A 24563-nucleotide genomic window follows, 5' to 3' on the forward strand; every position below is an offset into this window, starting at 1 on the left:
GCGCCGGCGGCGGGTGTTCGTGGACTGCCTGCCGGGTTAAAATACGGGTATGACTTCCCCGACCTTCACCCACCTGCGCGTCCACTCCGAATACTCGATCGTGGACGGCCTGGTCCGCATCGACGACCTCGTCGGCGCTGCCGCCAAGGACAAGCAACCGGCGCTCGCCGTCACCGACCTGGCCAACATGTTCTGCATGGTGCGCTTCTACAAGGCGGCGCGCGGCAAGGGGATCAAGCCGATCATCGGGGTCGACGCCTGGATCACCAACGACGACAACCGCGACAAGCCGTCGCGCTTGTTGATCCTCGCGAAAAACCGCACCGGCTACCTGCAGCTGTGCGACCTGCTCTCGCGCGCCTGGCTCACCAACCAGCACAAGGGCCGCGCCGAAATCCGCGCCGAATGGCTGGAAGCATTGGCGACGAGCGTCTCGACGCTCGAGCCGGAAGTCAATCAGGCGAATGCCCTGATCGTGCTGTCGGGCGCCTGCTTCGGCGACGTCGGCCAGGCCATCGACAACGGCGACATCGCGCGCGCCGAAAAGGCGGCCGCGCGCTGGGCCGCCATGTTCCCGGGCCACTTCTACATCGAGATCCAGCGCGCCGGCGCATCGAACCAGGAAGCGGCCGTGCGCCATTCGGTGGCGCTGGCCGGCCGCCTCGGCCTGCCGGTGGTGGCCACGCACCCGGTGCAGTTCATCCGCAAGGACGAATACATCGCCCACGAAGCGCGCACTTGTATCGCCGAAGGCGAGATGCTGGCCAACGCCAAGCGCGTGCGCCGCTTCAACGAAGAGATGTGCTTCAAATCGCAGGACGAGATGGCCGCGCTGTTTGCCGACCTGCCGGGCGCGCTCGCCAATTCCGTGGAAATCGCCAGGCGCTGCAACGTCGTACTCACCCTCGGCAAGCCGCAGTTGCCGGACTTCCCGACGCCGCCGGGCATGACCATCGACGAGTACCTCGTCTCGGAATCGCAAAAAGGGCTGGAAAAGCGCCTTGAGCACCTGTACCCGGACCCGGTCAAGCGCGAGGAAGCGCGCCCGCGCTACGAAGAGCGCCTGAAGTTCGAGACCGATACCATCAACAAGATGAAGTTCCCGGGCTACTTCCTGATCGTGGCGGAATTCATCCAGTGGGCCAAGGACAACGGCGTGCCGGTGGGTCCGGGCCGCGGCTCGGGTGCGGGTTCGCTGGTCGCCTACTGCCTCCTGATTACCGACCTCGATCCGCTGAAATACAACCTGCTGTTCGAGCGCTTCCTGAACCCGGAACGCGTCTCGATGCCCGACTTCGACATCGACTTTTGCCAGGAAAACCGCGACCGCGTGATCCAGCACGTGAAGGATTTGTATGGCCGCGAGGCGGTCTCGCAGATCGCTACCTTCGGCACCATGGCCGCCAAGGGCGCGATCCGCGACGTCGGCCGCGTGCTCGACTACGGCTACAACTTCTGCGACGGCGTCTCGAAACTGATCCCGTTCAAGCCGGGTAAGCCGGTGTCGATTGCCGAGGCGATCGAGGAAGAGCCGCTGCTCAAGGAACGTCTCGAGAACGAGGAAGAAGTCAAACAGGTGCTGGAACTGGCCCAGCAGGTCGAGGGCATCACTCGCAATATCGGCATGCACGCCGGTGGCGTGCTGATCGCGCCGGGTAAACTCACCGACTTCTGCCCGCTGTACACCCAGGGCGGCGACGCCGGCGTGGTGTCGCAGTACGACAAGGACGACGTAGAGGCCGTCGGCCTGGTGAAGTTCGACTTTTTGGGCCTGACCACGCTGACCATCCTCGACCGCGCCGTGAACTACATCAAGGCCCTCGATCCGGCCGAAGCCGATTTTGATCTCGCCAAGCTGCCGCTGAACGACCGGCCGTCCTATAAACTGCTGTCGGATGCCAAGACCGTGGCGATCTTCCAGCTGGAGTCGCGCGGCATGCAGGGCATGCTGAAGGACGCGCGTCCCGACCGCTTCGAGGACATCATTGCGCTGGTCGCGCTGTACCGCCCGGGCCCAATGGACCTGATCCCCGACTTCTGCAAGCGCAAGCACGGCGAGAAGTTCGATTACCCGGACCCGCGCACCGAGTCGATCCTGTCCGAGACCTACGGCATCATGGTCTACCAGGAGCAGGTCATGCAGATGGCGCAGATCGTCGGCGGTTATTCGCTGGGCGGCGCGGACATGCTGCGCCGCGCGATGGGTAAAAAGAAGGCCGAAGAGATGGCCGAGCACCGCGAGATCTTCCGCGCCGGTGCCGCCAAGGACGGCCTGTCGACCGCCAAGGCCGACGAGATCTTCGACCTGATGGAGAAGTTCGCGGGCTACGGCTTTAACAAGTCGCACGCGGCGGCGTATGCGCTGCTGTCCTACCATACGGCCTACCTGAAGGTGCACCACACGGCCGCCTTCATGGCAGCGAACATGTCGCTGGCGATGGAAGACACCGACAAGATCAAGATCCTGGTCGAGGACTCGATCGACGTCTGCCGCCTGACCCTGCTGCCGCCGGACGTGAACGAATCGCAGTTCCGCTTCACGCCGGAAGGGCAGCCGTTCTCGGTCACCGGAAAACAGGTATCGAACATCCGCTATGGCCTGGGCGGCGTGAAGGGCGCCGGCCAGGGCGCGATCGAGGCGATCGTCGCCGCGCGCAAGGAGGGCGGCAAGTTCAAGGACCTGTTCGACTTCTGCAAGCGCGTCGACCGCAAGCAGATCAACCGCCGCACGATCGAGTCCCTGATCCGCGCCGGCGCCATGGACTGCTTCGGCGTCGACCGCGCGATCCTGCTCGCCTCGGTCACGTTTGCGATGGAAGTGGCGGGCCAGGAAGCGGCCGCCGCCAACCAGGTGAGCCTGTTCGGCGGTGATGATTCCGACCTGGTGGCGCCGCCGGAATACGTGAAAGCCTTGCCCTGGACCGACCGCCAGAAGCTGTCGGAAGAGAAGGTCGCGCTTGGCTTCTACCTGTCGGGCCACATGTTCGATATCTATGCCGGGGAAGTGCGGCGCTTTGCGCGCACCAGATTGCAGGATTTGGAACCGTCGCGCGAGCCGCGCATGCTGTGCGGCGTGATCACGGGCGTGCGCACCCAGATGACCCAGCGCGGCAAGATCCTGATCGTCGCGCTCGACGACAAGACCGGCGTGGTCGAGGTCACCGTCTACAACGAGGTATTCGAGGCGAACAAGAACGCCTTCAAGGAAGACGAGTTCCTGCTGGTGGTCGGCAAGGTGTCGGAAGACCGCTTCAACGGCGGCCTGCGCATCACCGCCGAAAAGGTCTACGACCTGGCCAGCTCGCGCATCCAGTACGGCCACAAGCTGGAAATGGACCTGGCCTGCACGGTCAGCCCGGCAAAAATCGCCGAGGTGATCGCGCCCTACAAGCACCCCGACGGCCTGCCGGTCAGCCTGCGCGTAAAACCGCAGGGTGTGGAATGCATCCTGCAGCTGGGCGACGAGTGGCGCGTGGCGCCGTCGGATGCACTGAAGCAGGCGCTGGAGCTGACGCTGGGGGCGAAGGACGTGGCGGTCGAGTATTAAGGAGGGCCCGGCAGCGTGGGTGGCGACACGACTGTGAGGGGTGGTTACAATCGGCATCACCCCCCCCACAGGAGTTTGTTACGATGAACATGCGCAGCCTGCTTTCCTCCGCTCTGATTGGCGCCGTTGCCAGCGCGCGCTCCATGACCCCGATGGCCACCATCGCGGCGGCACGCCTCGCAGGCCGCGGTACGCCGGGGCAACTCGTGCTCCTGGATCGCCCCTTGTTCACCTACGGTGCGCTGGCCATGGGGGTTGGCGAACTGTTCGGTGACAAGATGAAGACGGCGCCCGACCGCACAGTCTTCCTGGGATTGCTGGCGCGCGTCATGAGCGCCGGGATCGCCGGTGCGGCCCTGGCACCGCGTGGCCGGGAGGGGGCCGGCGCGGCGGTCGCGGTCGCCACCGCCGTACCGCTTGCCTACTGCACGCTTGCCGTTCGCAAGCAGGCCATGGCGCGCATCGGCCAGACCCGTAGCGGACTGATCGAAGACGCGCTGATCGTCGCCGCAGGCGCCGCGCTGGTGGCGCTGGCGACGCGGCCGAAATACGATTAATCTGCGCGCATCAGCCTTGCATGGCGTCGGACGACAGGAGCAAGTCGCCACGCGCCGCCGGCACATGGGCGAGCAGCGCGCACGCCACGTCCAACGCCCTGATCGGCCGGTAGCGCGCTGGAATGAGTGGCCGCAGTACGCCCGCCAGCAGCGAGCCGACATGTTCGCCAGGGCGCGCCGGCTGCCCGAGCGCGCTACGGTCCCCCAGCAGCAGCGACGGCCGCGCGATCACCAGCGCGTCAAAGCCGAGTGCCTTCACCGCTTCCTCTAGTTCGCCTTTTACGCGGTTGTAGAAGACCCGTGAATGCGCGTCCGCGCCCATCGCACTGACGAGGCCGAGCCTGCGGGCGCCGGCCTGGAAGGCTGCGCGCGCCACGGCGAGGTTGGCGTCGAAATCCACCGCGCGGAAGGCGGCCTGGCTGCCGGCGACCTTGATCGTCGTGCCGAGGGCGAGATAGGCTTCATCGAGCGCGGGGAGGGGCGGCAGGGCGCTGAAATCGACCACCTGCGCCTGCAGTTTCGGGTGGGAGATCGACAACGCGCGCCGGGCCAGCACGTGCACGACCGCCACCGTGTCGTCGGCCAGCAGGCGGCGCAGGAGTTCGCCGCCGACGAGGCCGGTGGCGCCCGCGAGCAGGACACGACGCCCGATTGGCACGCTGCTGCTCACCTTATTTCGCCACGGCGGCCGGCGCCGCCTGCGTGTTTGCATGCTCACGCAAGCCGATCGCCGCCTGCGTCGTCCTGTCTTTCATCCGCTCCAGCACGATGTGCTGGTTGCTCGACGCCTGGTCGCGCTTCGCTTCGCGGTGCCACAGGTGGAAGATTTCGGTGGAATAAGCACCGTCCTTGCGCAGCACGCCCGCGTGGTACAGGCGCGCGACGACGTCGGAATCCTCGTAGCCCCAGCCGCGGAAACTCTCGTCGAAACCGTTGACGCTTTCCAGGTCGCTGCGCCAGAAGGCCATGTTGCAGCCCTTGATGCGCCGGAAGCTGAAGCGGTGGCGGCGGCGGCCGATATCGGGCAGCTTGACCAGCAGCTGCGCGGCCTTGCCCAGCCCGCCCTGCAGGCGGTAGCGCAGCTTCTCGCCCAGGGTGAGCGACTGCAGGTCGAGGCCTTCCGCCAGGACGCGCGCGCTGAACGCCTGGCTGAGCAGGATGCGGCTGCCGGTCACCATGAATCCGGGCTCGGCCAGCCGGCGGTGCTGCGCGATGAAGTCGCGTTGCGGCACGCAGTCGCCATCGAGCGCAATGATGTAGTCGCCGCGCGCAGCCAGGATGCCGTTGTTGCGCGATTCGGCCAGCCGGAAGCCGTCATCGGGCTGCCAGACGTGGCGCATCGGCACCGGCGAGCGACGGCACAGTTCCTCCACCAGCGCCCGGGTCGGCTCCCCTGAACCGTCGTCGGCGATGATGATTTCGAAGTTGCGGTCGCTCTGGCGGAAGCAGGCTTCGATGCAGGCGCCGAGCGCCTCCGGCCAGTTGTAGGTGGCGATCACGATCGAAATGAGGAAATTGTTATTGTTCATGTTCATGGGCCGGGGCGTATCGCTGTGCTGGAACGCCTATTGTGCAGTGGCGCGCTGCCGTATGCAATGTCCATACAGGGCACCTGCCAGCAGCAGGAACCAGTAGGCTTCGGTCGGGTCCCACAGCAGGCTGTTGAACAGTGAGGTCAAGCCAAAGATCGCGAGCAGCAGCGCCAGTGCATCGGCCATCGGGTCGCGGCGCGCCAGCGCCGCCTTGCCGATGGCGCCGAGCAGCGCGAAGTACAGGGCGACGCCGGGCACGCCGAGTTGCACGGCCAGCAGCAGCGGCTCGCTGTGGGGCTGGTGGCGCACGCGCGCCGTTTCCGGCGACGCCCCCCAGATCCGCTGCGCTTCGGGCGCATACACTTCCGAGAACGACCCGGTGCCATAGCCCAGCAGCGGCCGCGCGGCCACCGCCTGCACGCCCGTCTTCATGAAACTGATGCGCAGGCCGTTGGGTGTGGTGGCGTCGTTTTGCGACACTTCCGTCACCAGCAGGTCCATGCGCGTCTTGACGTTCGGGGACACCATGTAGACGCCGGCGAACAGGAGCGACATCGCGGCCGCCACCAGGGCACTGCGCAGGAAGGTGACGCGCCCGCGCAACAGGTACAGCGCGAACAGGCCGATGAACAGGCCGACATAACCGGTGCGTCCGTTGCCCATCAGGATCGGGGCGCCGAAATACACGCCAACCCCGAGCAGGGCCAGGCGGGCGCGCGTACCCTGCGCGTAGGTCGCCAGCAGGAAACTGGCGCAGGCAGCGAACGAGAGCAGGATGCCAATCGTGATGTGGTTGCGAAAAGCATACGGATCGCTCATGTCGCCGACGCGCCACCAGCCGAGGCTGGAGGTGGGCATGCTGTCGAGCCAGACCAGGTAGAGCGAGGTGGCCAGCACCGCGCAGCCGCCCAGCGAGGCGTAGAGCACGCGCGCCGGCAGGGCGGGCGCGCGCCAGCACAGGCACAGGGCCAGCGGCAGCACCATCAGTTTCGCGTACTTGCGCATGCCGTCCTGCACCTCGTCGGGCGGCGCGACCGACCAGGTGGCGCCCACCAGCACCAGGGCCAGCAGCGCCAAGGCCAGCAGCGCCGCCGGCGTGCGCAGCGCCCGCGCCAGCGAGCGGTCGCCCAGCAGCGCGGCCACGAAGGCGATCAGGGTCAGCCCGGCGAACAGGTTCGCCAGCGCGGTCGAGAAGGGAATGCTGAACGCGGCCAGCAGCAGCGTCTGGCGGGCAATGCGTTCGATGCGGCCACCGACGGGAGCGGCCGTGCTGCCGAGGGAAGGGGGCGAGGGGTGCTGCATGTTGTTCCTTATCTGGACGCGGCGGCGCGCTGCCTGCTCGGCCGCCAAAATCGCGCTCATTGTACTGGAAGCGCCCGCCCGTGCCGCCGTACCCGAACCCGAGTATGCGAAAATGGCGAGTTGACCGTCATATCAGGACGGACCGGATATCTCGCGGCGCGGCCCGGCCCCAGGCGCCCGCCGTGGCTAGCGAAAAGAGCAAAGTGGAAAACAGTGTGATCGTCAAACGCCTGTGGGCGTTCATCAAACCCTATCGCAGCCGTGCCTACATGGCCCTGCTGGCCATGGCGCTCACCGCAGCGACCCAGCCGCTGCTGGGCAAGGCCATCGAACTCCTGCTCGACAAGGGTTTCAAGAACAAGGTCGAATTTTCGCTCTGGTGGATTCCGGGCGTCCTGATCTCGATCTTCATCCTGCGCGGGATCGGCACCTTCGCCACCGCCTACCTGAACAACTGGGTCATCAGCCGCGTGCTCAACGACTTGCGTGGCCGCATGTTCGACCGCCTGCTGCGCCTGCCGGTAGCGCGCTTCCACGAAGAGTCGACCGGCAAGATCATCAATACCGTGATCGGCGACGTGCGCCAGGTGGTGGACATGATCAACTCGGTCTTCGTCGCGTTCGTGCGCGACACGCTGGTCGTGATTGGCCTGCTGGCCGCGCTGCTGTACCTGAACTGGCAGCTGACCCTGGTCGCCATCGTCGTGGTGCCGCTCACCGCCATCATCGTGCGCACCACCACCGGGCGCCTGCGCCGCCTGAACCGCGAAAACCAGCGCGTCACCGCCGAGATGACCCAGGTGGTCGAGGAAGCCGCGCGCGGGCACCAGGTGATCCGCGTGTTCTCGGGCGAGCGCTACGAGCGGCAGCGTTTCGCCACCCGCAGCGAGGCCTTGCGCGGCTTTTCCCAGCGCACCACGGTGGCCTTTGCCGCCACCGCCCCGGTAACCCAGATCGCCACCTCGCTGGCGCTGTCGGCGGTGGTGGTGTTTGCCATCCGCTCGGACATGACGGTCGGCGAGTTCACCAACTTCATCACGATGATGCTGATGCTGCTCACGCCCCTGAAATCGCTGGCCGAAGTCAACGGCCCGATGCAGCGCGGGATCGCCGCCGCTGAAACCGTGTTCGAGATGATCGATTCCCCGGTCGAGGAAGACACCGGCACCCGCGAGCTGGCGCGCGCCAAAGGCCACCTGATGTTCGAGAACGTCACCTTCCGCTATCCGAACGCCGCCAGCCCGGCCCTGCAGAACGTCTCGCTCGAGATCTACCCTGGCCAGACGGTGGCGCTGGTCGGCACCTCCGGCGGCGGCAAGTCGACTTTCGTGAACCTTGCGACCCGCTTCTACGATCCGCAAGACGGCCGCATCCTGCTCGACGGCGTGCCGTATCCCGAGCTGCGCCTGTCCAGCCTGCGCGCCCAGCTGGCGATGGTGAGCCAGAACGTGGTGCTGTTCGACGACACGCTGGCCGCCAACATCGCCTACGGGGCCGAACGCATCGACTACGAGCGCCTGGCCGCCGCAGTCAAGGCGGCGCACCTGACGGACGTGGTCGCGCGCCTGCCGGAAGGCGTCGAAGCGATGATCGGCGAGAACGGCATGCGCCTGTCGGGCGGCCAGCGCCAGCGCGTGGCGATTGCGCGCGCGATCTACAAGGACGCGCCGATCCTGATCCTCGATGAAGCCACCTCCGCGCTCGACAACGAATCGGAGCGCGCCGTGCAGGCTGCGCTCGACGCCCTGATGGCCGGGCGCACCACGATCGTCATCGCCCACCGCCTCTCGACCATCGAGGGCGCGGACCGCATCGTCGTCATGGAACATGGCCGCATCGTCGAGCAGGGCACGCACGCCGAATTGCTGGCCAGGGGCGGTTCCTACGCCAACCTGTACCGCCTGCAGTTTGCGCAGGCGGTGGCCGAAGAGGGGGCAAAATGAGCGGGCGCACCCTGGTCATTTCGCCGAACTGGATCGGCGACGCAGTGATGGCCCAGCCGCTGCTGGCGCGCCTGAAGGCGCGCCATCCCGGGCGGCCGATCGACGTGCTGGCGCCGCCCGCGGTGGCGCCGGTCTGGCGCGCGGTGCTTGAGGTCGACACGGTGCTCGAGACGCCGTTCCGGCACAAGGCGCTGCAGCTGCGCGAGCGCTGGAAGTATGCGCAGGTGCTGCGCGCGCGCGGTTATCTCGACTCCTACGTCCTGCCGAACACGCTCAAGTACGCACTGATCCCCTGGCTGGCCGGCATCCGGCAACGGGTCGGCTACAAGGGCGAAATGCGCTATGGCCTGGTCAACGTGATGCACCATGACGAGCAGCCGCCGCGGCCGATGGTGCCCTTCTATGCGGCGCTGGCGAACGCTCCGCATGCGGCGCTTTCGCCGGCGCCGCGGCCGTCCCTGGTCGTGCCGGGCGAGCGCATCGAAGCCGCCTGCGCGCGCCTCGGCATCGCGGCGGGCGGTGCGCTGGTCGCGTTCGCGCCCGGCGCCGAGTTCGGCCAGGCCAAGCGCTGGCCGCCGCGCCACTTCGGGGCGCTGGCACGCGCGATCCTCGAACAGGATGGCGCGGCGCGCATCGTGCTGCTCGGCTCCCCCAAGGACCGCGCCACTTGCGAGGAGGTGATCGCGCATGCGGGGGATGCGGCGTCCGGCATGCTGAACCTGGCCGGCCGGACGCAGCTCGATGAAGCGATCGCCGTGATCGCGCGCTGCGCCGCCGTGGTGGCGAACGATTCGGGGCTGCTGCACATTGCATCGAGCCTGAACCGGCCGGTGATCGCGCTGTATGGCCCGACCGATCCCGACCACGCGCCGCCGTTTTCCGACATTGCGCATGCGCTCTCGCTGCGCCTCGATTGCTCACCTTGCCGCCAGCGCGAGTGCCCGCTCGGGCATCACAATTGCATGGAGCAGATGGAGGCGCCGCTGGTGTGGCGGGAGCTGGGGCCGGTGCTGGCGCGGTAAGGTGCAGGCGTAAACAACAACCGGCCGGTGCCAACGCTTCCTGCGTCAGGCACCGGCCGGTCGCCGCCGGACCTTGCGGTCCGGACGGCCTTTAAGCACTGAAACGCGTCAGCTGGCGTAGTGCGCTGCTCCCCCGGCGAGCTCGCCATCGTCGACCGCGTGTTCCTCGAGCGCCTTGATATAGCGCGCCAGGGCGTCGTCGAGCGAGGGCAGCAGCACGCCGCGTTCGCTTGTGAGCGCGGAGAACGCCGGGCGAACTGCCGTGTAGCCGCATTCCGTCGATGAGCGTTCCTGCAGGGCGCTGGCGTCGACGCCGGCCACCTCGCAGGCCTTGCGCGCGAGGTCTGCCCAGCTCACGCTTTCCGCATTGGTCAGGTGCCAGATGCCGCGCTCGCGGTCGATCATCAGGTCAAGGCTGGCGTTCACCAGGTCCGGCACATAGGTCGGCGACACCACCAGGTCGTTCGAGGCTTCGAACGGGTGGCCAGACTTCAGGGCGGCCAGCGCCTGGGTCACGAAGTTGTGCTTGTCCCATGGCCCGAAGAAGGAACTGGTGCGGATGACCAGCGCCTGCGGATCGGCCTCCAGCACGCGCTGTTCGGCCTCGGCCTTGCTGCGGCCATAGACACCCAGCGGCGCCACCGGATCGGACTCGACATACGGCGCCCCCTTGCTGCCGTCGAACACCAGGTCGCTCGAGAAGGTCATGAAACGCAGCGCATGGCGGATGCAGGCCAGCGCCAGGATGTTCGGTCCGAGCGTGTTGCCGTCCATGCAGTTCTCGACGTCGGACTCGGCATCGTCGACGCGCACATAGCCGCCGGCGTTGATGATGGCCCAGGGCTTGAAGCGCTGGATCGCCGCCTCCACCGACGCCGGGTCGGTGATGTCCATCTCCTGGCGCGTCAGCACGTGGCAGGCCAGGTTGCGCTTCTGGCAGATGCGGGCGAAGGCCGAGCCGAGGGTGCCGGTCGCGCCGGTGATCAGGATCGGCTGCACCACGTGCGACTTGAACTGGCTGCGCACCGCAATGTCGGCGACCGCGGTGCGGGTGGCGACCGGCTTGCACATGAAGCGGTCAGGACGGCGCCACCAGCCCTCGCCCTGCAGCACGGGGTTCGAAAGCGGACGGCCCGAGGACAGTTCGCGCATCAGGTTCGCGACGGCGGTCGGGCGCGGTTCCGGCCCGCGCACGTCGAACGGACCGGGCTCGTAGTAGCCGCGGCATTCGGTGACCAGGCAGTTCCAGTCGTAGGAGCCGAGCAGGGCCCAGACCGTGACGGCGCGCACGTCGGCGCCCTTTTCGCGCACCTTCTTGGCGGCGTTCCAGATTTCGACGAGCCAGCGCATCTGGTCTTCGCGGTTGGCGTCGATGTGGGCTTCGGTGACGGCGATCGGCAGGCCGTAGCGCTCCCAGGTTTCCTGCAGCAGCGGGCCGATGCCCGGCGTCGGCGTGGCCAGCACGCGCGGCGTTTCGATGTCGGCGAACTGCTGGCCATCGTATTCGCCCCAGCGGCTCTCGGGATAACGGTCGCGGCGATGGTCGAGCCAGCGCTCGCTGGTGGCGTAGTAGTTCACGCCGATGATGTCGGGCGGGCAGGGGTTCTCGCGGAACCACTGCAGTTCTTCCGGCGTCGCGCCCGACTCGATCAGGTAGGCGTACATCTTGTGGTCTTCGTCGATCATCCCGCACAGCAGGTCCCAGCCCAGCCAGCGGCGCTCGTTGAAGAAGTTGACCAGCTCTTCCATCTCCGGCGTGCCATAGGTCTTCGACAGGTCGTCGGTCTGCACCAGCTTCGCGTTCGGGTTGACTGCGCGGATGGCGCGCATCGCCAGCACCGTGCCCTTCGTTTCGCCCAGCAGCGCGCGCACGAACAGTTCGTGGGTCTCGCCATGCGGGTACCAGACGCCATACAAGCCTGAGAAGCGCGCTGTGGTCAAGGGTTCGTTGACCGGGGTGTAGTACTCGGCCCAAGGGTAGCGGTTTGCTACCGCGCCGGCGTACTCGGCGAGCTTTTCAGGGAAGTCGGCATCGACCAGGCTGGTGTGACGCGGGCCGCTGCCATGGTGCAGCAGGCCGACGATCGGGGTGACACCGAGCTTCTGCAGCACCGGCAGGCGCTCGTCGGACCAGGTCCAGTCGGCGTCTTCGACGCGGTCGGGGGCGACGCATTCCCAGAGTACCGGGTAGCGGATGGCTTTGATGCCGAGGGAAGCGAAGCGTTCGATGTCTTGCAGGCGACCGACGTGGCCGTTGCGTTCCATCTGGCTGAAGTAATTGTCGCGTACACGGTTCACTGTGCATTCAAGACCGCCCCAAAGCGCCAGCTCGGTTACGGTCTCTGGCTGGATTTGCTTGTCGTAATTCATGAGATAGTCCTGCTTTATGATGACAGGCTCCAGACTAGCGGCCACACGCATGGTCTTGTGTGAGACGGCGAACATATAAGGGACATTTCGGACTAGTCCTACTTTTTTGCTTAATAACCGTTTCCTCTGCTAAATATCATTGATCTGCATCGAAATCGTGCGCTATACCTCAAGTGTGGCGTGCAAAAATATGACACTTTCTTGCCAGTTCGGCAATTCCGTCAAAGCGAACCCGGGAGCGGCTTATGTATATGGTGTATTGGACAGTTTTTGAGGAAACGGAGACCCGCCCGCATGCCGAGGGCTTCGGTACCGACGAGATGGTCAAGGCGATGGGTTTCATGGAAGAGCTGCGCCGGCGCCAGCGGGCAGGCGAGGGCATACGCTTCATCACGATGTGTTCGGAGCATCCCGATGTGGTCGGGCATCCGGGAGTGGATGTGACGGGGCCGGATTACAACTGGAGGAAGCGCCGGCCCTAGGGCCGGGTGAGATTGCCGCGACTGCCGGTCAGGCCGAAGGTGCTCCTGAACCTCCTCCTTTAGTGGATGACAGCGCGAAGGCATCGGCGAGAGCCTGCACCTGGCCCGTACGGGTGGCGTCATAGCCGGGCAGGGCGGCGACCAGGCCGTGGTAGGCCGGCGCGCGCATCAGCTCGATCAGCTGGCGCATGTGCGGCTCTTCCAGCGCGTCGCAGCGCACCGCGAAATAATACTGCTCGCGCACCAGCGGAATGAAGTCGAGCTTGAATTGCGCCGCCGCCGCGCGCATGCCGATGCCGGCGTCGGCCATGCCGCTGGCGATGTAGGCCGCCACCGCCGAATGCGTGAACTCGGCGCTGTTGAAGCCATTGACGGACTCGGGCGGCGGGCCCTCGGCGGCCAGCATCATCTCGCACAGCATGCGCGTGCCCGAGCCGGCCTGGCGGTTCACGAAGCGCACCTCCGGACGCGCCAGGTCTGCCAGACCCGCCAGCCCCAGCGGATTGCCGCGCGCCGTGATCAGCCCCTGTTCGCGGCCGGCCACATGGACCAGGCAATGCTGGCCTGGATCGAGCCAGCGCAGGTACCAGCTCGCGGTCGGCGCTGCAAAACGGCCGACGGGAATATGAAAGCCGGCCAGGTCGCATTCGCGCCGCGCCAGCGCCGCCACGGCCTCGGTGCTGGTGCGGTAGCGCAGGTCGACCGGCAGCACATCGCGGTCGATGCAGCCGATCAGCGCCGCCACCGCGAAGCCATGGCTGGCATCCATGCGCAGGGTGCGCATCTTGTCCAGGTAAGCGCGCCCGAGTTCCGCTTCCAGTTCCGACGCCAAGCTGTGCAGGGTTGGCGACAGGCGCGCGGCAATGCGGCGGTCGGCCCAGACCAGCTTTTGCGCCAGCGGCGTGAGCGCCGTGCCGCGCCCGCGCCCGGTCTGCAGCAGCTGCTCGCCGAACAGGGCTTCGGCCGCGCGCAGCAGCCCCCAGGCATAGCGGTAGGACAGGCCGACGGCCTTGGCCGCCTGCGCGATTGAGCCGGTGTCCTGGATGGACAGGAGCAGGCCGAGCAGGTCGGCGGTGTCGAGCGGCGTCTCGCCCTTGACGCTGATCTCCCAATGCGGGCGGATATGAACTTTGAACATATGCTAAAAATAGCCTATTTCTGCCCGAAAAGCATCATGCTACCCTCTGCGAAATCACAAAAAATTGATGATTTAATATGCTTTAAAAAGCATATTTCATACGTATAAAACGGAGGAGACATGAGGTTGTTTGATTTTCTGAACAAGGAGCATACGATCGCGGGGCCGGGCTTCAACCGCTGGCTGGTCCCGCCGGCCGCGCTCGCGATCCACCTGTGCATCGGCATGGCATACGGCTTCTCGGTGTTCTGGCTGCCGCTCTCGAAAGCGATCGGCATCACCGAGTCGCTGGCCTGCCCGGCAGACATGGGCTTCATGACGCAGGTCTTCTCGACCAGCTGCGACTGGAAGATCTCGATGCTCGGCTGGATGTACACCCTGTTCTTCGTCTTCCTGGGCCTGGCCGCCTGGCTGTTCGGCGGCTGGCTCGAGCACGCGGGCCCGCGCAAGGCCGGCCTGGTCTCGGCAGTCTGCTGGTGCGGCGGCCTGGTCATCTCGGCGCTGGGCATCTACACCCACCAGATCTGGCTGATGTGGCTCGGCTCGGGCGTCATCGGCGGCATCGGCCTGGGCCTCGGCTATATCTCGCCCGTCTCCACCCTCATCAAATGGTTCCCGGACCGGCGCGGCATGGCCACCGGCATGGCGATCATGGGCTTCGGCGGCGGCGCGATGATCGGCGCCCCGCTGGCCGACAAGCTGATGAAGCACTTCGCCACCGCCAACTCGGTCGGCGTCTGGGAAACCTTCCTGGCCCTGGCCGCGATCTACTTCGTCTTCATGGTCGCCGGCGCGCTGACCTACCGCGTGCCTGCCACCGGCTGGAAGCCCGAAGGCTGGACCCCGCCGGCCAAGGCCGCCAACACGATGATCACCTCGCGCCACGTGCATGCCAGCCGCGTCTGGGGCATTCCGCAGTTCTGGCTGATCTGGGGCGTGCTGTTCCTGAACGTCTCGGCCGGCATCGGCATCCTGGGCATGGCCTCGCCCTTGCTGCAGGAAGTGTTCGGCGGGCGCCTGATCGGCGTCGACCTGGGCTTCAACGAGCTCGACGCGGCGCAAAAGGGCCAGATCGCGGCGATTGCCGCCGGCTTCACGGGCCTGCTCTCGCTGTTCAACATTGGCGGACGGTTCTTCTGGGCATCCTGCTCGGACTACATCGGCCGCAAGGCGACCTATTTCATTTTCCTGATCCTCGGTTTTATACTGTACGTATCGATTCCGTCGATGGCGCATGCCGGACAGCTGGCCCTGTTTGTCGGCTTCATCTGCATCATCCTGTCGATGTACGGCGGCGGTTTCGCCACCGTGCCGGCTTACCTGGCTGACCTGTTCGGCACGCAGATGGTGGGGGCGATCCACGGCCGCCTGTTGACGGCCTGGGCCGCGGCGGGTGTCCTTGGTCCGATCCTGATCAACTACATCCGCGAGTACCAGATCGCCAACGGCGTGCCGAAGGCGCAAGCCTATGACGTGACGATGTACGTGCTGGCCGGACTGATCGTGGTGGGCATCGTTCTCAACACGATGATCCGTCCGCTGGCCGACAGGCATTTCATGACCGATGACGAACTGGTCGCCGAGAAGAAGCTGGCGCACGAACGCGACATCTCCGCGGCAAGCGGCACGCGCAGCGGCCGCGCCGGCCGTGCGGGCGTGGCATCGAGCCCGGCGGTGGCAGGATTTGCCTGGGCAGCGGTCGGCATTCCGCTGATGCTGGGCGTGTGGATTACGCTGCAGAAGGCGTCGGTGCTGTTCAAGTAAAGGTTGTTTGAGCGTGCGTTGGAGGCGTGGGCGGCGAAGCCGTCCACACCTCCAGGCACCGTTGAAAACATCGCGAATCATCCATCAACGAAGCACAGATCATTTAATGGGACGCCCCATGAACCACCCCATCATCCCGATCGCCGTCGCCGGCGCCACCCGCCAGCGCAAGCGCGAAGCCCCGAAGGGCCGCCGCGTCGACCCGCAAGCTCTGGCCGACGTCCAGGCCCTGCTGGGCGCCGCGTCGCGCCAGCGCGACCTGCTCATCGAGCACCTGCACAAGATCCAGGACCACTTCGGCTGCCTGGGCAGCCATCACCTCGCCGCGCTGGCGGAGGAGATGCGCATCGCGCAAACCGAGGTCTACGAGGTCGCGACCTTCTACCACCACTTCGACGTGGTGAAGGAAGGCGAGGGCGCCCCGGCTGCGCTGACCGTGCGCGTCTGCGCCGGCCTGTCGTGCGAGATGGCGGGCGCCGCCGAACTGCTGGCGAAACTGCCGCTGCTGCTGGGGCGCGAGGTGCGGGTGCTCGAAGCGCCCTGCGTCGGCCGCTGCGAGCAGGCGCCGGTGGCGGTGGTGGGACAGCATGCGGTGCCGCATGCGCAGGTCGAAACGGTGCTGGCGAAGATCAGCGCCGGTGCGACCACGGACGAGGTCACGGATCACGTCGGCTACATGGACTACCGCAAGGACGGCGGCTATGGGTTGCTGCGCGCCTGCGTCGCCGGCGAGCACGAGGTCGAGAGTGTGATCAAGACGCTGGAGGCGTCCGGCCTGCGCGGCCTGGGCGGGGCGGGCTTCCCGCTGGGGCGCAAGTGGCGCATCGTCCGCAACGAAGCGGGCCCGCGCCTGATGGCGATTAACATCGACGAAGGCGAGCCCGGCACCTTCAAGGACCGCGTCTACCTCGAACGCGATCCGCACCGCTTCCTGGAGGGCGCGCTGATCGCGGCCTGGGCGGTGGGCATCGAGGCCATCTACATCTACCTGCGCGACGAATACCACGGCTGCCGCGCCATGCTGGAAGCCGAGCTGGACAAGCTGCGCGCCGATCCGCCGGTCGACAACATGCCGCTCATCCACCTGCGGCGCGGCGCCGGCGCCTACATCTGCGGCGAAGAGTCGGCCATGATCGAATCGATCGAGGGCAAGCGCGGCATGCCGCGCCTGCGCCCGCCGTATGTGGCGCAGGTCGGCCTGTTCGGGCGGCCGACGCTGGAACACAATTTCGAGTCGCTGCACTGGGTGCGCGAGATCCTCGAGCGCGGCGGAGACTGGTTCGCCGGCTTCGGCCGCAACGGCCGGCGCGGCCTGCGCTCGTTCTCGGTCTCGGGGCGGGTGCGCGAGCCGGGCGTGAAGCTGGCCCCGGCCGGCATCACCGTCAAGGAACTGATCGAGGAATACTGCGGCGGCATGCAGGACGGGCACAGCTTCTACGCCTACCTGCCGGGCGGCGCCTCGGGCGGCATCCTGCCCGCCAGCATGGGCGACATCCCGCTCGACTTCGATACCTTGCAGCCCTACGGCTGCTTCATCGGCTCGGCCGCGGTGGTGATCCTGTCGAACCACGACAGCGCGACGGCCGCCGCGCGCAACACGCTGGCCTTCTTCAAGGACGAATCCTGCGGCCAGTGCACGCCCTGCCGCAACGGCACCGCCAAGGCGCTCGACCTGATCCGCCAGCCGCAATGGGATGTTCCCCTGCTGGGCGAGCTGTCGCAGGTCATGCGCGACGCCTCGATCTGCGGCCTCGGCCAGGCCGCGCCGAATCCATTCGATTGCGTCATCAAATATTTCCCGCACGAGTTGACAACCCCGTTGACAACCCCGCTGATAACCTCGCCGGTGCAACCATGAACGCCATCACCCCTACCGTCACCTTCGAACTCAATGGCCGCGAGGTCGTCGCGCTGCGCCACGAAACCCTGATCGAGGTCGCCGAACGCGAAGGCGTCGAGATCCCGCGCCTGTGCTACAAGGAAGGCTTCGACGCCGTCGGCAACTGCCGCTCCTGCATGGTCGAGATCGACGGCGAGCGCGTGCTGGCGCCGTCCTGCTGCCGCAATCCGTCCGCCGGCATGAAGGTCACTACCGACAGCCCGCGCGCGCGCGCCGCCCAAAAGATGGTGCTCGAGCTCCTGCTGGCCGACATGCCCGAAGCGGAATACACGCGCAAGAACGAGGTCGACGTCTGGGCCGAAAAGCTCGGGCTGGGCAAGCCCCGTTTCACGCCGACGCGGCGCCAGCCGCAGATGGATGCCAGCCACGCCGCCATCACAGTGAATCTCGACGCCTGCATCCAGTGCACGCGCTGCCTGCGCGCCTGCCGCGACGAGCAGGTGAACGACGTGATCGGCCTGGCCTTCCGCGGCGAGAATGCGAAAATCGTGTTCGACCAGGACGACCCGATGGGCAACTCCACCTGCGTGGCCTGCGGCGAATGCGTGCAGGCCTGCCCGACCGGCGCCCTGATGCCGGCGCGCGAAGTGGCCCTCAACATCCCGGACAAACAGGTCGATTCGGTCTGCCCCTACTGCGGCGTCGGCTGCCAGCTGACCTACAACGTCAAGGACAACAAGATCCTGTACGTGGAAGGACGCGACGGCCCGGCCAACCATGGCCGCCTGTGCGTCAAGGGCCGCTATGGTTTCGACTATGCGCACCACCCGCACCGCCTGACGAAACCGCTGATCCGCCGGGCCGGCATGCCGAAAACGGGCGAGTTCGTGATGGATCCGGACCGCGTGCTCGAGGTGTTCCGCGAAGCCACCTGGGAAGAAGCGCTGGCATTGGCCGGCGGCACGCTCGCCCGGATCCGCGATACGCACGGCGGCGCCGCGCTGGCCGGCTTCGGCTCGGCCAAGGGCAGCAACGAGGAAGCGTATTTGTTCCAGAAGCTGGTGCGCACCGGCTTCGGCACCAACAACGTCGACCACTGCACCAGACTGTGCCATGCCTCCTCGGTGTCGGCCCTGCTGGAGGGGATCGGCTCGGGCGCGGTGTCGAACCCGGTGATGGACGTGATGCGCGCCGAGGTGATCGTCGTCATCGGCGCCAACCCGACCGTGAACCACCCGGTGGCCGCGACCTGGATCAAGAACGCGGTGAAGGAGGGCGCCAAGCTGATCCTGCTCGACCCGCGCCGCTCGGAGCTGGCCCGCCACGCGCACCGCAGCCTGCAGTTCAAGCCGGACACCGACGTGGCCCTGCTCAACGCGCTGATGCACGTGATCGTCAGCGAGCGCCTGGTCGACGAGGCCTTCATCGCCAGCCGCACCATCGGCTACGCCGAGCTGGAAGCGAACGTCGCCGAGTACAGCCCGGAAGCGATGGCGCCGATCTGCGGCATCGACGCCGAGACCATCCGTTACGTCGCGCGCCTGTATGCCACCTCGAAAGGGTCGATGATCCTGTGGGGCATGGGCATCTCCCAGCACATCCACGGCACGGATAACGCGCGCTGCCTGATCGCGCTGGCGCTGATGACGGGCCAGATCGGCCGTCCCGGCACCGGCCTGCATCCGCTGCGCGGCCAGAACAACGTGCAGGGCGCCTCCGACGCCGGCCTGATCCCGATGATGCTGCCGGACTACCAGCGTGTCGACAACCCGGCCGCGCGCGCGAAATTCGAAGCGGCGTGGAACACCACGCTCGACCCGAAGCCGGGCCTGACGGTGGTCGAGATCATGGACGCCATCGACGCCGGCCAGATCCGCGGCATGTACATCATGGGCGAGAACCCGGCCATGTCCGACCCGGACGCGAACCACGCGCGCGCCGCGCTGGCCGCGCTCAAGCACCTGGTGGTGCAGGACATCTTCCTGACCGAGACGGCCTACCTGGCCGACGTGATCCTGCCGGCCTCCGCCTTCCCGGAAAAGACCGGCACGTTCACGAATACCGACCGCCTGGTGCAGCTGGGCCGGCAGGCAATCGACCCGCCGGGCGAGGCGAAACAGGACCTGTGGATCATCCAGCAGATGGCGCAGCAGCTGGGCCTGCCGTGGAACTACGGCCACGTGTCCGAGGTGTTCGACGAGATGCGGCGCACGATGGCCAGCATCGGCGGCATCACCTGGGAGCGCTTAGAAAGCGAGGGCGCAGTCGTCTATCCCTGCGTGGCAGAGGGCGACGCCGGCGAGCCGGTGGTCTTTACCGACACCTTCCCGCGCGAGGGCGGCCGCGCGCGCTTCGTCCCGGCCGACATCATCCCGGCCGACGAGCGCCCCGACGCCGAGTACCCGATGGTGCTGATCACGGGCCGCCAGCTGGAACACTGGCACACGGGCAGCATGACGCGCCGGGCCACGGTGCTCGACGCGCTCGAGCCCGATCCGGTGGCGCTGGTGCACCCGCTCGACCTGGAACGCCTGGGCGTGAAGCCGGGCGACGCGATCACCATCGCGTCGCGGCGCGGCGAGGTGGTCTTGTGGGCGCGTGCCGACGACAGCTCGCCCGTGGGTGCCATCTTCGTGCCGTTCTGCTACTACGAGGCGGCGATCAACCGCCTGACCAACGCGGCGCTCGATCCCTTCGGGAAAATCCCCGAATTTAAGTATTGCGCCATCAAGGTGACGTCGGGCGGGGAGGTCGCACCGCAGGGCAGCTACGGTGGCGGCCAAATTCTGGAGGGCATGGCACAATTGGCAACATGAACTGTCCCGATCTCCCACGCTACCAGCCTCAACTCTCCGATGCGCACGCCCACCTCACGCGCGAGGTGAGCGTGCTCGACGAGCGGGCGCGTCGCTCCACCATCTCGATTCCCGCCGAGCGCCCGCTGACGGTGTACGTCGACAAGCGCGAGCTCGTCACCCTGATGACGCTGGGGGGCGCACCCGAGGCGCTCACGCTCGGCTACCTGCGCAACCAGCGCCTGGTGCGCAGCATCGAGGACGTGGTCTCGGTGCAGGTCGACTGGTCGGTCGATGCGGTGGCGGTCGTCACTCGCAACGGCATCGCCGACGTGGAAGAGCGCACCGCGAAAAAGGTCGTCACCACCGGCTGCGGCCAGGGTTCGGTATTCGGCGGGCTGATGGATGAGATCGAGACTATTTCGCTCAGCGAGTCCGCCCGGCTGCAGCAGTCGGTCGTCTACCGCATCGTCGACACCATCCGCACCCAGCAATCGATCTACAAGCAGGCCGGCTCCGTGCACGGCTGCGCGCTGTTTTCCAGCAGCGGCGAGCTGCTGTATTTCGTCGAGGACGTGGGCCGCCACAACGCGGTCGACGCCATCGCCGGCCTGATGTGGCTGGACGGCATGCGCGGCGACGACAAGGTGTTCTACACCACGGGCCGCCTGACGTCCGAAATGGTGATCAAGGGCGCCCAGATGGGCATTCCCTTCCTGCTGTCGCGCTCGGGCACCACGCAGATGGGACACATGGTGGCCGAACGGGTCGGCATGTCGCTGCTGGCGCGCTGCAGCGGCAAGCACTTCCTGCTGCTGGCCGGGCAGGAGCGGCTGGTGTTCGAGCCGGCGCTGCTGGAGTTGACAGGTCCCATGCCAGCGGGCACGGCGTTGCCGGGCCCGCCGGCCTGACAAGTCCAGGCACCATGTCCCTGTACGACGCCACGGCGCACGCCTTCGCGCTGCTGTTTTCCGGCGACGCGGCCCTGTGGCGCATCATCTGGGTGTCGCTCAAGACCAGCATCATCGGCCTGCTGCTGGCCGCGCCCCCGGCCGTGCTGCTGGGGTATGCGATCGCCATGCACCGCTTCCCGGGCCGTCGCATCGCCGTCTGGCTGGCGCAGTGCGCGCTGTCGCTGCCGACGGTCCTCATCGGCTTGCTCCTCTATCTGCTGCTGTCGCGGCGCGGGCCGCTCGGTTCGCTCGAGTGGCTGTTCTCGCAGCCGGGCATCATCCTCGGGCAGTGCGTGGTGGGCTTGCCGGTGCTGCTTGCCTTTACCCTGGCGGCGGTGCAGGCGCTCGACGCGCGCTATGCCGAGACCGCGCGCGCCCTCGGCGCCTCGCGCTGGCGCGTGATGGCCACCGTGCTGCACGAGGCGCGCTATGGCGTGATGGCGGCCGCCATCAGCGGTTTTGGACGCGTGATTTCGGAAGTCGGCTGCGCGCTGATGGTCGGCGGGAACATCGAAGGCGAAACGCGGACGATCACCACCGCGATTGCGCTGGAAACGAGCAAGGGCGAGTTCGCGCAGGGGATTGCGCTCGGCATCGTGCTGGTGGCCCTGGCGCTCCTGATGAACGGCGCGCTGATGCTGCTGCAGGGCGAGGCCCATACGGCGGGAGGAAGGGTATGAGTGCTCTGTTAACGGTGCGCGGCCTCTCCCGGCGCCACGGCGAGCGGCTGCTGTTCGACATCGACGAATTGCGGCTCGAGGCCGCCAGCGCCTATGTGCTCACCGGAGCCAACGGCGTCGGCAAGAGCACGCTGCTGCGCGCGCTGGCCGGGCTGGAAAGGGTCGAAGCCGGGCAGGTCGAATTCGAGGGCAAGCCCCTTGCCCTGCACCCGTATCCGAAGGCGCTGCGCCAGGCCATCGTGTATGTCCACCAGCACCCGATCATGTTTTCGACCAGCGTCTTTCATAACATCGCCTATGGCCTGCTGGCGCGCGGCGAAGCGAAAGCGCGCGTGGCGCCACTGGTGGAGGAGGCGATGGCCTGGGCCGGCGTGACCTATCTGGCCGACACCGATCCGGCGCGCCTGTCGGGCGGCGAGAAGCAGCGCGTGGCGCTGGCGCGGGCACGCGTGCTGCAACCGCGCCTGCTGCTGCTCGACGAACCGACCGCCAACCTCGACGGCGCCGCGCGCGAGCAGGTGATCGCCCTGATTCCCACGCTGATGGAAAAGGGCAGTACCGTGGTGATGGCCTGCCACGACCGCGACCTGATCGGCTTGCCCGGCGTGCGCCGCCTGAAGCTGCGCGACGGCCGCCTCGAATACCGCCCCATCAAAGGAGACATCGATGAAACGCCCTAAGTTGCCCACCCTGCTGATCGCCGTCCTGCTGTGCGCAATGTTCGCCTCGCCGCCGCTGCTGGCGCAGGACGTGATCCGCCTCTCCACCACCACCAGCACCGAAAACTCCGGCCTGCTCAGGCACCTGCTGCCCGCCTTTGAAGCGAAGAGCGGCATCAAGGTGAATGTGATCTCGGTCGGTACCGGCAAGGCGCTCGAACTGGGCAAGAACGGCGATGTCGACGTGACCCTGGTGCATGCGCGCCAACTGGAAGATCGATTCGTCGCCGAGGGCTGGGGCATAGCCCGGGCCGACGTGATGTACAACGATTTCCTCGTCGTCGGCCCGCCGTCGGATCCCGCGAAGGTCAGGGGCAGTAAGGACGTGGTCGCCGCGTTCGCGAAGATCGCGGCGAGCCGCGCCAGGTTCATTTCGCGCGGCGACAACTCGGGCACCGACCTGATGGAAAAGGGCTACTGGCAGGCGGCGGGCATCAAGCCGGCAGGTGCCAGCTATGTGTCGGCAGGCCTGGGCATGGGCGAGGTGCTGAACATGGCGGCCGAGATGCGGGCGTACACGCTGACCGACCGCGCCACCTATGGCGCCTATAAGGCGAAAACGGGCCTGGCCATCCTGGTCGAGGGCGACAAGCGCATGTTCAACCCCTACGGCATCATTGCCGTCAATCCGGCCAGGCATCCCGGCGTGAACTATCGTGGCGCGAAGCAATTGATCGAATGGATTACCTCGCCCGAGGCCCAGGCGCGCATCGCCGCCTTCAAACCGGCGGGAGAACAGCTGTTTTTCCCGAGCGCAGCAAAGTAAACACAAAAAAGCGGCCGAGGCCGCTTTTTTGTTGTCCTACGCCTGCACAGTCTTACTTCTGCAGGGCTTTACGCTTGCGTGCGGCCGCGCCGGCAGCCACGAGCGCGATGCCGAACAGGGCGAGCGAGCCTGGTTCCGGTACTTCTCCGAGCTTGAACTGGCCGTTCGCACCGACGAAGAAATACTCGCCCGGACGGTTGGCATAGGTGCCGGCGCCACAGCCCGGACCCATGAACCCGGCGAACTGGCAAGCCACTTCGTTGACCAGGCGGCTGGTCGGCGAGCCGAGCGTGTTTGCATTCGTGAAGGCAAACGACAGGATCGATTCGCTCGACAAGTCTTTGCCGTTCTTGGTGAAGAAATAGCCGGCGTCGAGCATGCCTGGCCCCGCCTTGGCGAACACGCTGACCTGGCCATTGCGCGTCGGCACGCCGCTCTCGTCGACGATGCCGCCGCCGCCGAGCACGTCGAACTCGGCGATCATCTCGCCCAGGTTCGCGCCGTAGTAGCCATTCGTGCCGGCATACTGGTTGTTCACAGGGTTCTGGTACAGGCGCAGGGTGCCGCTGCTGAAATTGAAGCGGCCGCCGAAAGTGCCGGTGCCGAGTGCTTCAAAGGTTGCAGTGATGTTGCCGCCTGGGAAATTCACCGGGAACAGCTGGCCATTGCTGTCTGCCTGCTGGGTGTTGAAGACCGCGGTCTCCTTGAACGAGAACGAGGTGCCGCCGGTCGAGGTGAGCTGGAGGAAGGCGTTGCCGTTGAAGTCCAGGTATTCATTGATGACCTGGCCGCCAGCGAAGCCGCCACCCGTCGGATTGAAGACCCAGTTGTTCATGACCGGACTCGCGATTGCGGCACCGGTCGTGCTCAGCGCAAGCGCTGCAGCACAAATAAGTTTATTAACGGAATTCATTGTTTTCTTTCGACAATTCGTCGTCAGGAGGGAGGAACTTTAAGTAAAGCAATTGCCGTGCCTGAAAAAAATAATGCATCGAATCAACCGCTTGGATTCGTTGAATTCCGATTTCATCAATACGTGTAAAAAATGTCGACAAGTGCTTGTTTCTATTGAGAATATTTCGTGTTCAATATGAATATACAAAAGATAAATCTGTTGCAAGTTTTGCAAGTACTTAGTATTCTTAAAGGGAAA

18 protein-coding genes are annotated in these 24563 nt (G+C 66.3%); 12 read left to right on the top strand and 6 right to left on the bottom strand.

What is annotated here, in order from left to right; translation table 11 throughout:
• Window positions 1-49 precede the first annotated feature (49 nt).
• Window positions 50-3547 (top strand): DNA polymerase III subunit alpha, encoded by a 3498-nt coding sequence (gene dnaE, locus ACFPN5_RS16200; RefSeq protein ID WP_379784793.1) that lies wholly within the window; start codon window positions 50-52, stop codon window positions 3545-3547.
• 83 nt (window positions 3548-3630) lie between these two features.
• A complete protein-coding gene (locus ACFPN5_RS16205) occupies window positions 3631-4104 on the top strand; it encodes a hypothetical protein (protein ID WP_379784794.1) in 474 nt (157 codons plus the stop codon).
• A gap of 10 nt (window positions 4105-4114) precedes the next feature.
• Here ACFPN5_RS16205 and ACFPN5_RS16210 read toward each other — a convergent pair whose 3' ends face one another.
• The 3 genes from ACFPN5_RS16210 to ACFPN5_RS16220 are packed head-to-tail and all read right to left on the bottom strand — an operon-like array spanning window position 4115 to window position 6998.
• On the bottom strand, window positions 4115-4762 hold the full coding sequence (locus ACFPN5_RS16210) for an NAD(P)H-binding protein (protein WP_379784795.1): 648 nt from the start codon (window positions 4760-4762) through the stop codon (window positions 4115-4117).
• Window positions 4763-4775: 13 nt separating this feature from the next.
• Window positions 4776-5633 carry a glycosyltransferase family 2 protein gene (locus tag ACFPN5_RS16215; protein ID WP_379784797.1) on the bottom strand — a complete coding sequence of 286 codons (858 nt, stop codon included), beginning with the start codon at window positions 5631-5633 and terminating at the stop codon, window positions 4776-4778.
• Between the two features lie 36 nt (window positions 5634-5669).
• Complete coding sequence (locus ACFPN5_RS16220) at window positions 5670-6998, bottom strand: O-antigen ligase family protein (RefSeq protein ID WP_379784799.1); 1329 nt, start codon at window positions 6996-6998, stop codon at window positions 5670-5672.
• Window positions 6999-7120: 122 nt separating this feature from the next.
• Between ACFPN5_RS16220 and msbA the strand changes: the two genes are divergently transcribed.
• On the top strand, window positions 7121-8881 hold the full coding sequence (msbA, locus tag ACFPN5_RS16225; protein WP_379784801.1) for a lipid A export permease/ATP-binding protein MsbA: 1761 nt from the start codon (window positions 7121-7123) through the stop codon (window positions 8879-8881).
• A complete protein-coding gene (gene waaF, locus ACFPN5_RS16230) occupies window positions 8878-9903 on the top strand; it encodes a lipopolysaccharide heptosyltransferase II (RefSeq protein ID WP_379784803.1) in 1026 nt (341 codons plus the stop codon). The genes msbA and waaF overlap by 4 nt, the downstream gene beginning before the upstream one ends.
• A gap of 108 nt (window positions 9904-10011) precedes the next feature.
• Here waaF and ACFPN5_RS16235 read toward each other — a convergent pair whose 3' ends face one another.
• Window positions 10012-12273: a sugar nucleotide-binding protein gene (locus ACFPN5_RS16235; RefSeq protein ID WP_379784804.1), complete on the bottom strand. Its 2262-nt coding sequence runs from the start codon at window positions 12271-12273 to the stop codon at window positions 10012-10014.
• 245 nt (window positions 12274-12518) lie between these two features.
• Here ACFPN5_RS16235 and ACFPN5_RS16240 point away from each other — a divergent pair, with 245 nt between their 5' ends.
• Window positions 12519-12755, top strand: coding sequence for a hypothetical protein (locus ACFPN5_RS16240; RefSeq protein ID WP_379784805.1), 237 nt, complete (start codon window positions 12519-12521; stop codon window positions 12753-12755).
• 28 nt (window positions 12756-12783) lie between these two features.
• Here the strand turns inward: ACFPN5_RS16240 and ACFPN5_RS16245 are convergent, their stop codons facing one another.
• Window positions 12784-13893, bottom strand: a complete 1110-nt coding sequence (locus ACFPN5_RS16245; RefSeq protein WP_379784807.1) for a substrate-binding domain-containing protein — start codon at window positions 13891-13893, stop codon at window positions 12784-12786.
• Between the two features lie 120 nt (window positions 13894-14013).
• On the opposite strand from ACFPN5_RS16245, the gene ACFPN5_RS16250 reads away from it, so the two are divergent.
• The 7 genes from ACFPN5_RS16250 (at window position 14014) to ACFPN5_RS16280 (ending at window position 23410) form a co-directional block, all read left to right on the top strand.
• Entirely contained in the window at window positions 14014-15657 is a 1644-nt protein-coding gene (locus ACFPN5_RS16250; RefSeq protein WP_379784808.1) for an OFA family MFS transporter, read from the top strand.
• 118 nt (window positions 15658-15775) lie between these two features.
• Window positions 15776-17515, top strand: coding sequence for an NAD(P)H-dependent oxidoreductase subunit E (locus ACFPN5_RS16255; RefSeq protein WP_379784809.1), 1740 nt, complete (start codon window positions 15776-15778; stop codon window positions 17513-17515).
• Complete coding sequence (fdhF, locus tag ACFPN5_RS16260; protein ID WP_379784810.1) at window positions 17512-20313, top strand: formate dehydrogenase subunit alpha; 2802 nt, start codon at window positions 17512-17514, stop codon at window positions 20311-20313. The genes ACFPN5_RS16255 and fdhF overlap by 4 nt, the downstream gene beginning before the upstream one ends.
• On the top strand, window positions 20310-21203 hold the full coding sequence (locus ACFPN5_RS16265) for a formate dehydrogenase accessory sulfurtransferase FdhD (RefSeq protein ID WP_379784811.1): 894 nt from the start codon (window positions 20310-20312) through the stop codon (window positions 21201-21203). The genes fdhF and ACFPN5_RS16265 overlap by 4 nt, the downstream gene beginning before the upstream one ends.
• A 14-nt stretch (window positions 21204-21217) precedes the next feature.
• Window positions 21218-21925, top strand: a complete 708-nt coding sequence (locus ACFPN5_RS16270) for an ABC transporter permease (RefSeq protein WP_379784812.1) — start codon at window positions 21218-21220, stop codon at window positions 21923-21925.
• On the top strand, window positions 21922-22605 hold the full coding sequence (locus tag ACFPN5_RS16275; protein WP_379784813.1) for an ABC transporter ATP-binding protein: 684 nt from the start codon (window positions 21922-21924) through the stop codon (window positions 22603-22605). Before ACFPN5_RS16270 ends, ACFPN5_RS16275 begins: the two co-directional genes overlap by 4 nt.
• Before the next feature lie 37 nt (window positions 22606-22642).
• The gene (locus ACFPN5_RS16280) at window positions 22643-23410 is read left to right on the top strand and encodes an ABC transporter substrate-binding protein (RefSeq protein ID WP_379785727.1); all 768 of its coding nucleotides are present in this window, start codon (window positions 22643-22645) and stop codon (window positions 23408-23410) included.
• A 52-nt stretch (window positions 23411-23462) separates the two neighbouring features.
• Here the strand turns inward: ACFPN5_RS16280 and pepA are convergent, their stop codons facing one another.
• Window positions 23463-24323 carry a flocculation-associated PEP-CTERM protein PepA gene (pepA, locus tag ACFPN5_RS16285; protein WP_379784814.1) on the bottom strand — a complete coding sequence of 287 codons (861 nt, stop codon included), beginning with the start codon at window positions 24321-24323 and terminating at the stop codon, window positions 23463-23465.
• Window positions 24324-24563 lie beyond the last annotated feature (240 nt).

Origin of the sequence: Massilia niabensis, assembly GCF_042655085.1 — a bacterium.
Classification (GTDB): Bacteria; Pseudomonadota; Gammaproteobacteria; order Burkholderiales; family Burkholderiaceae_D; genus Telluria; species Telluria niabensis.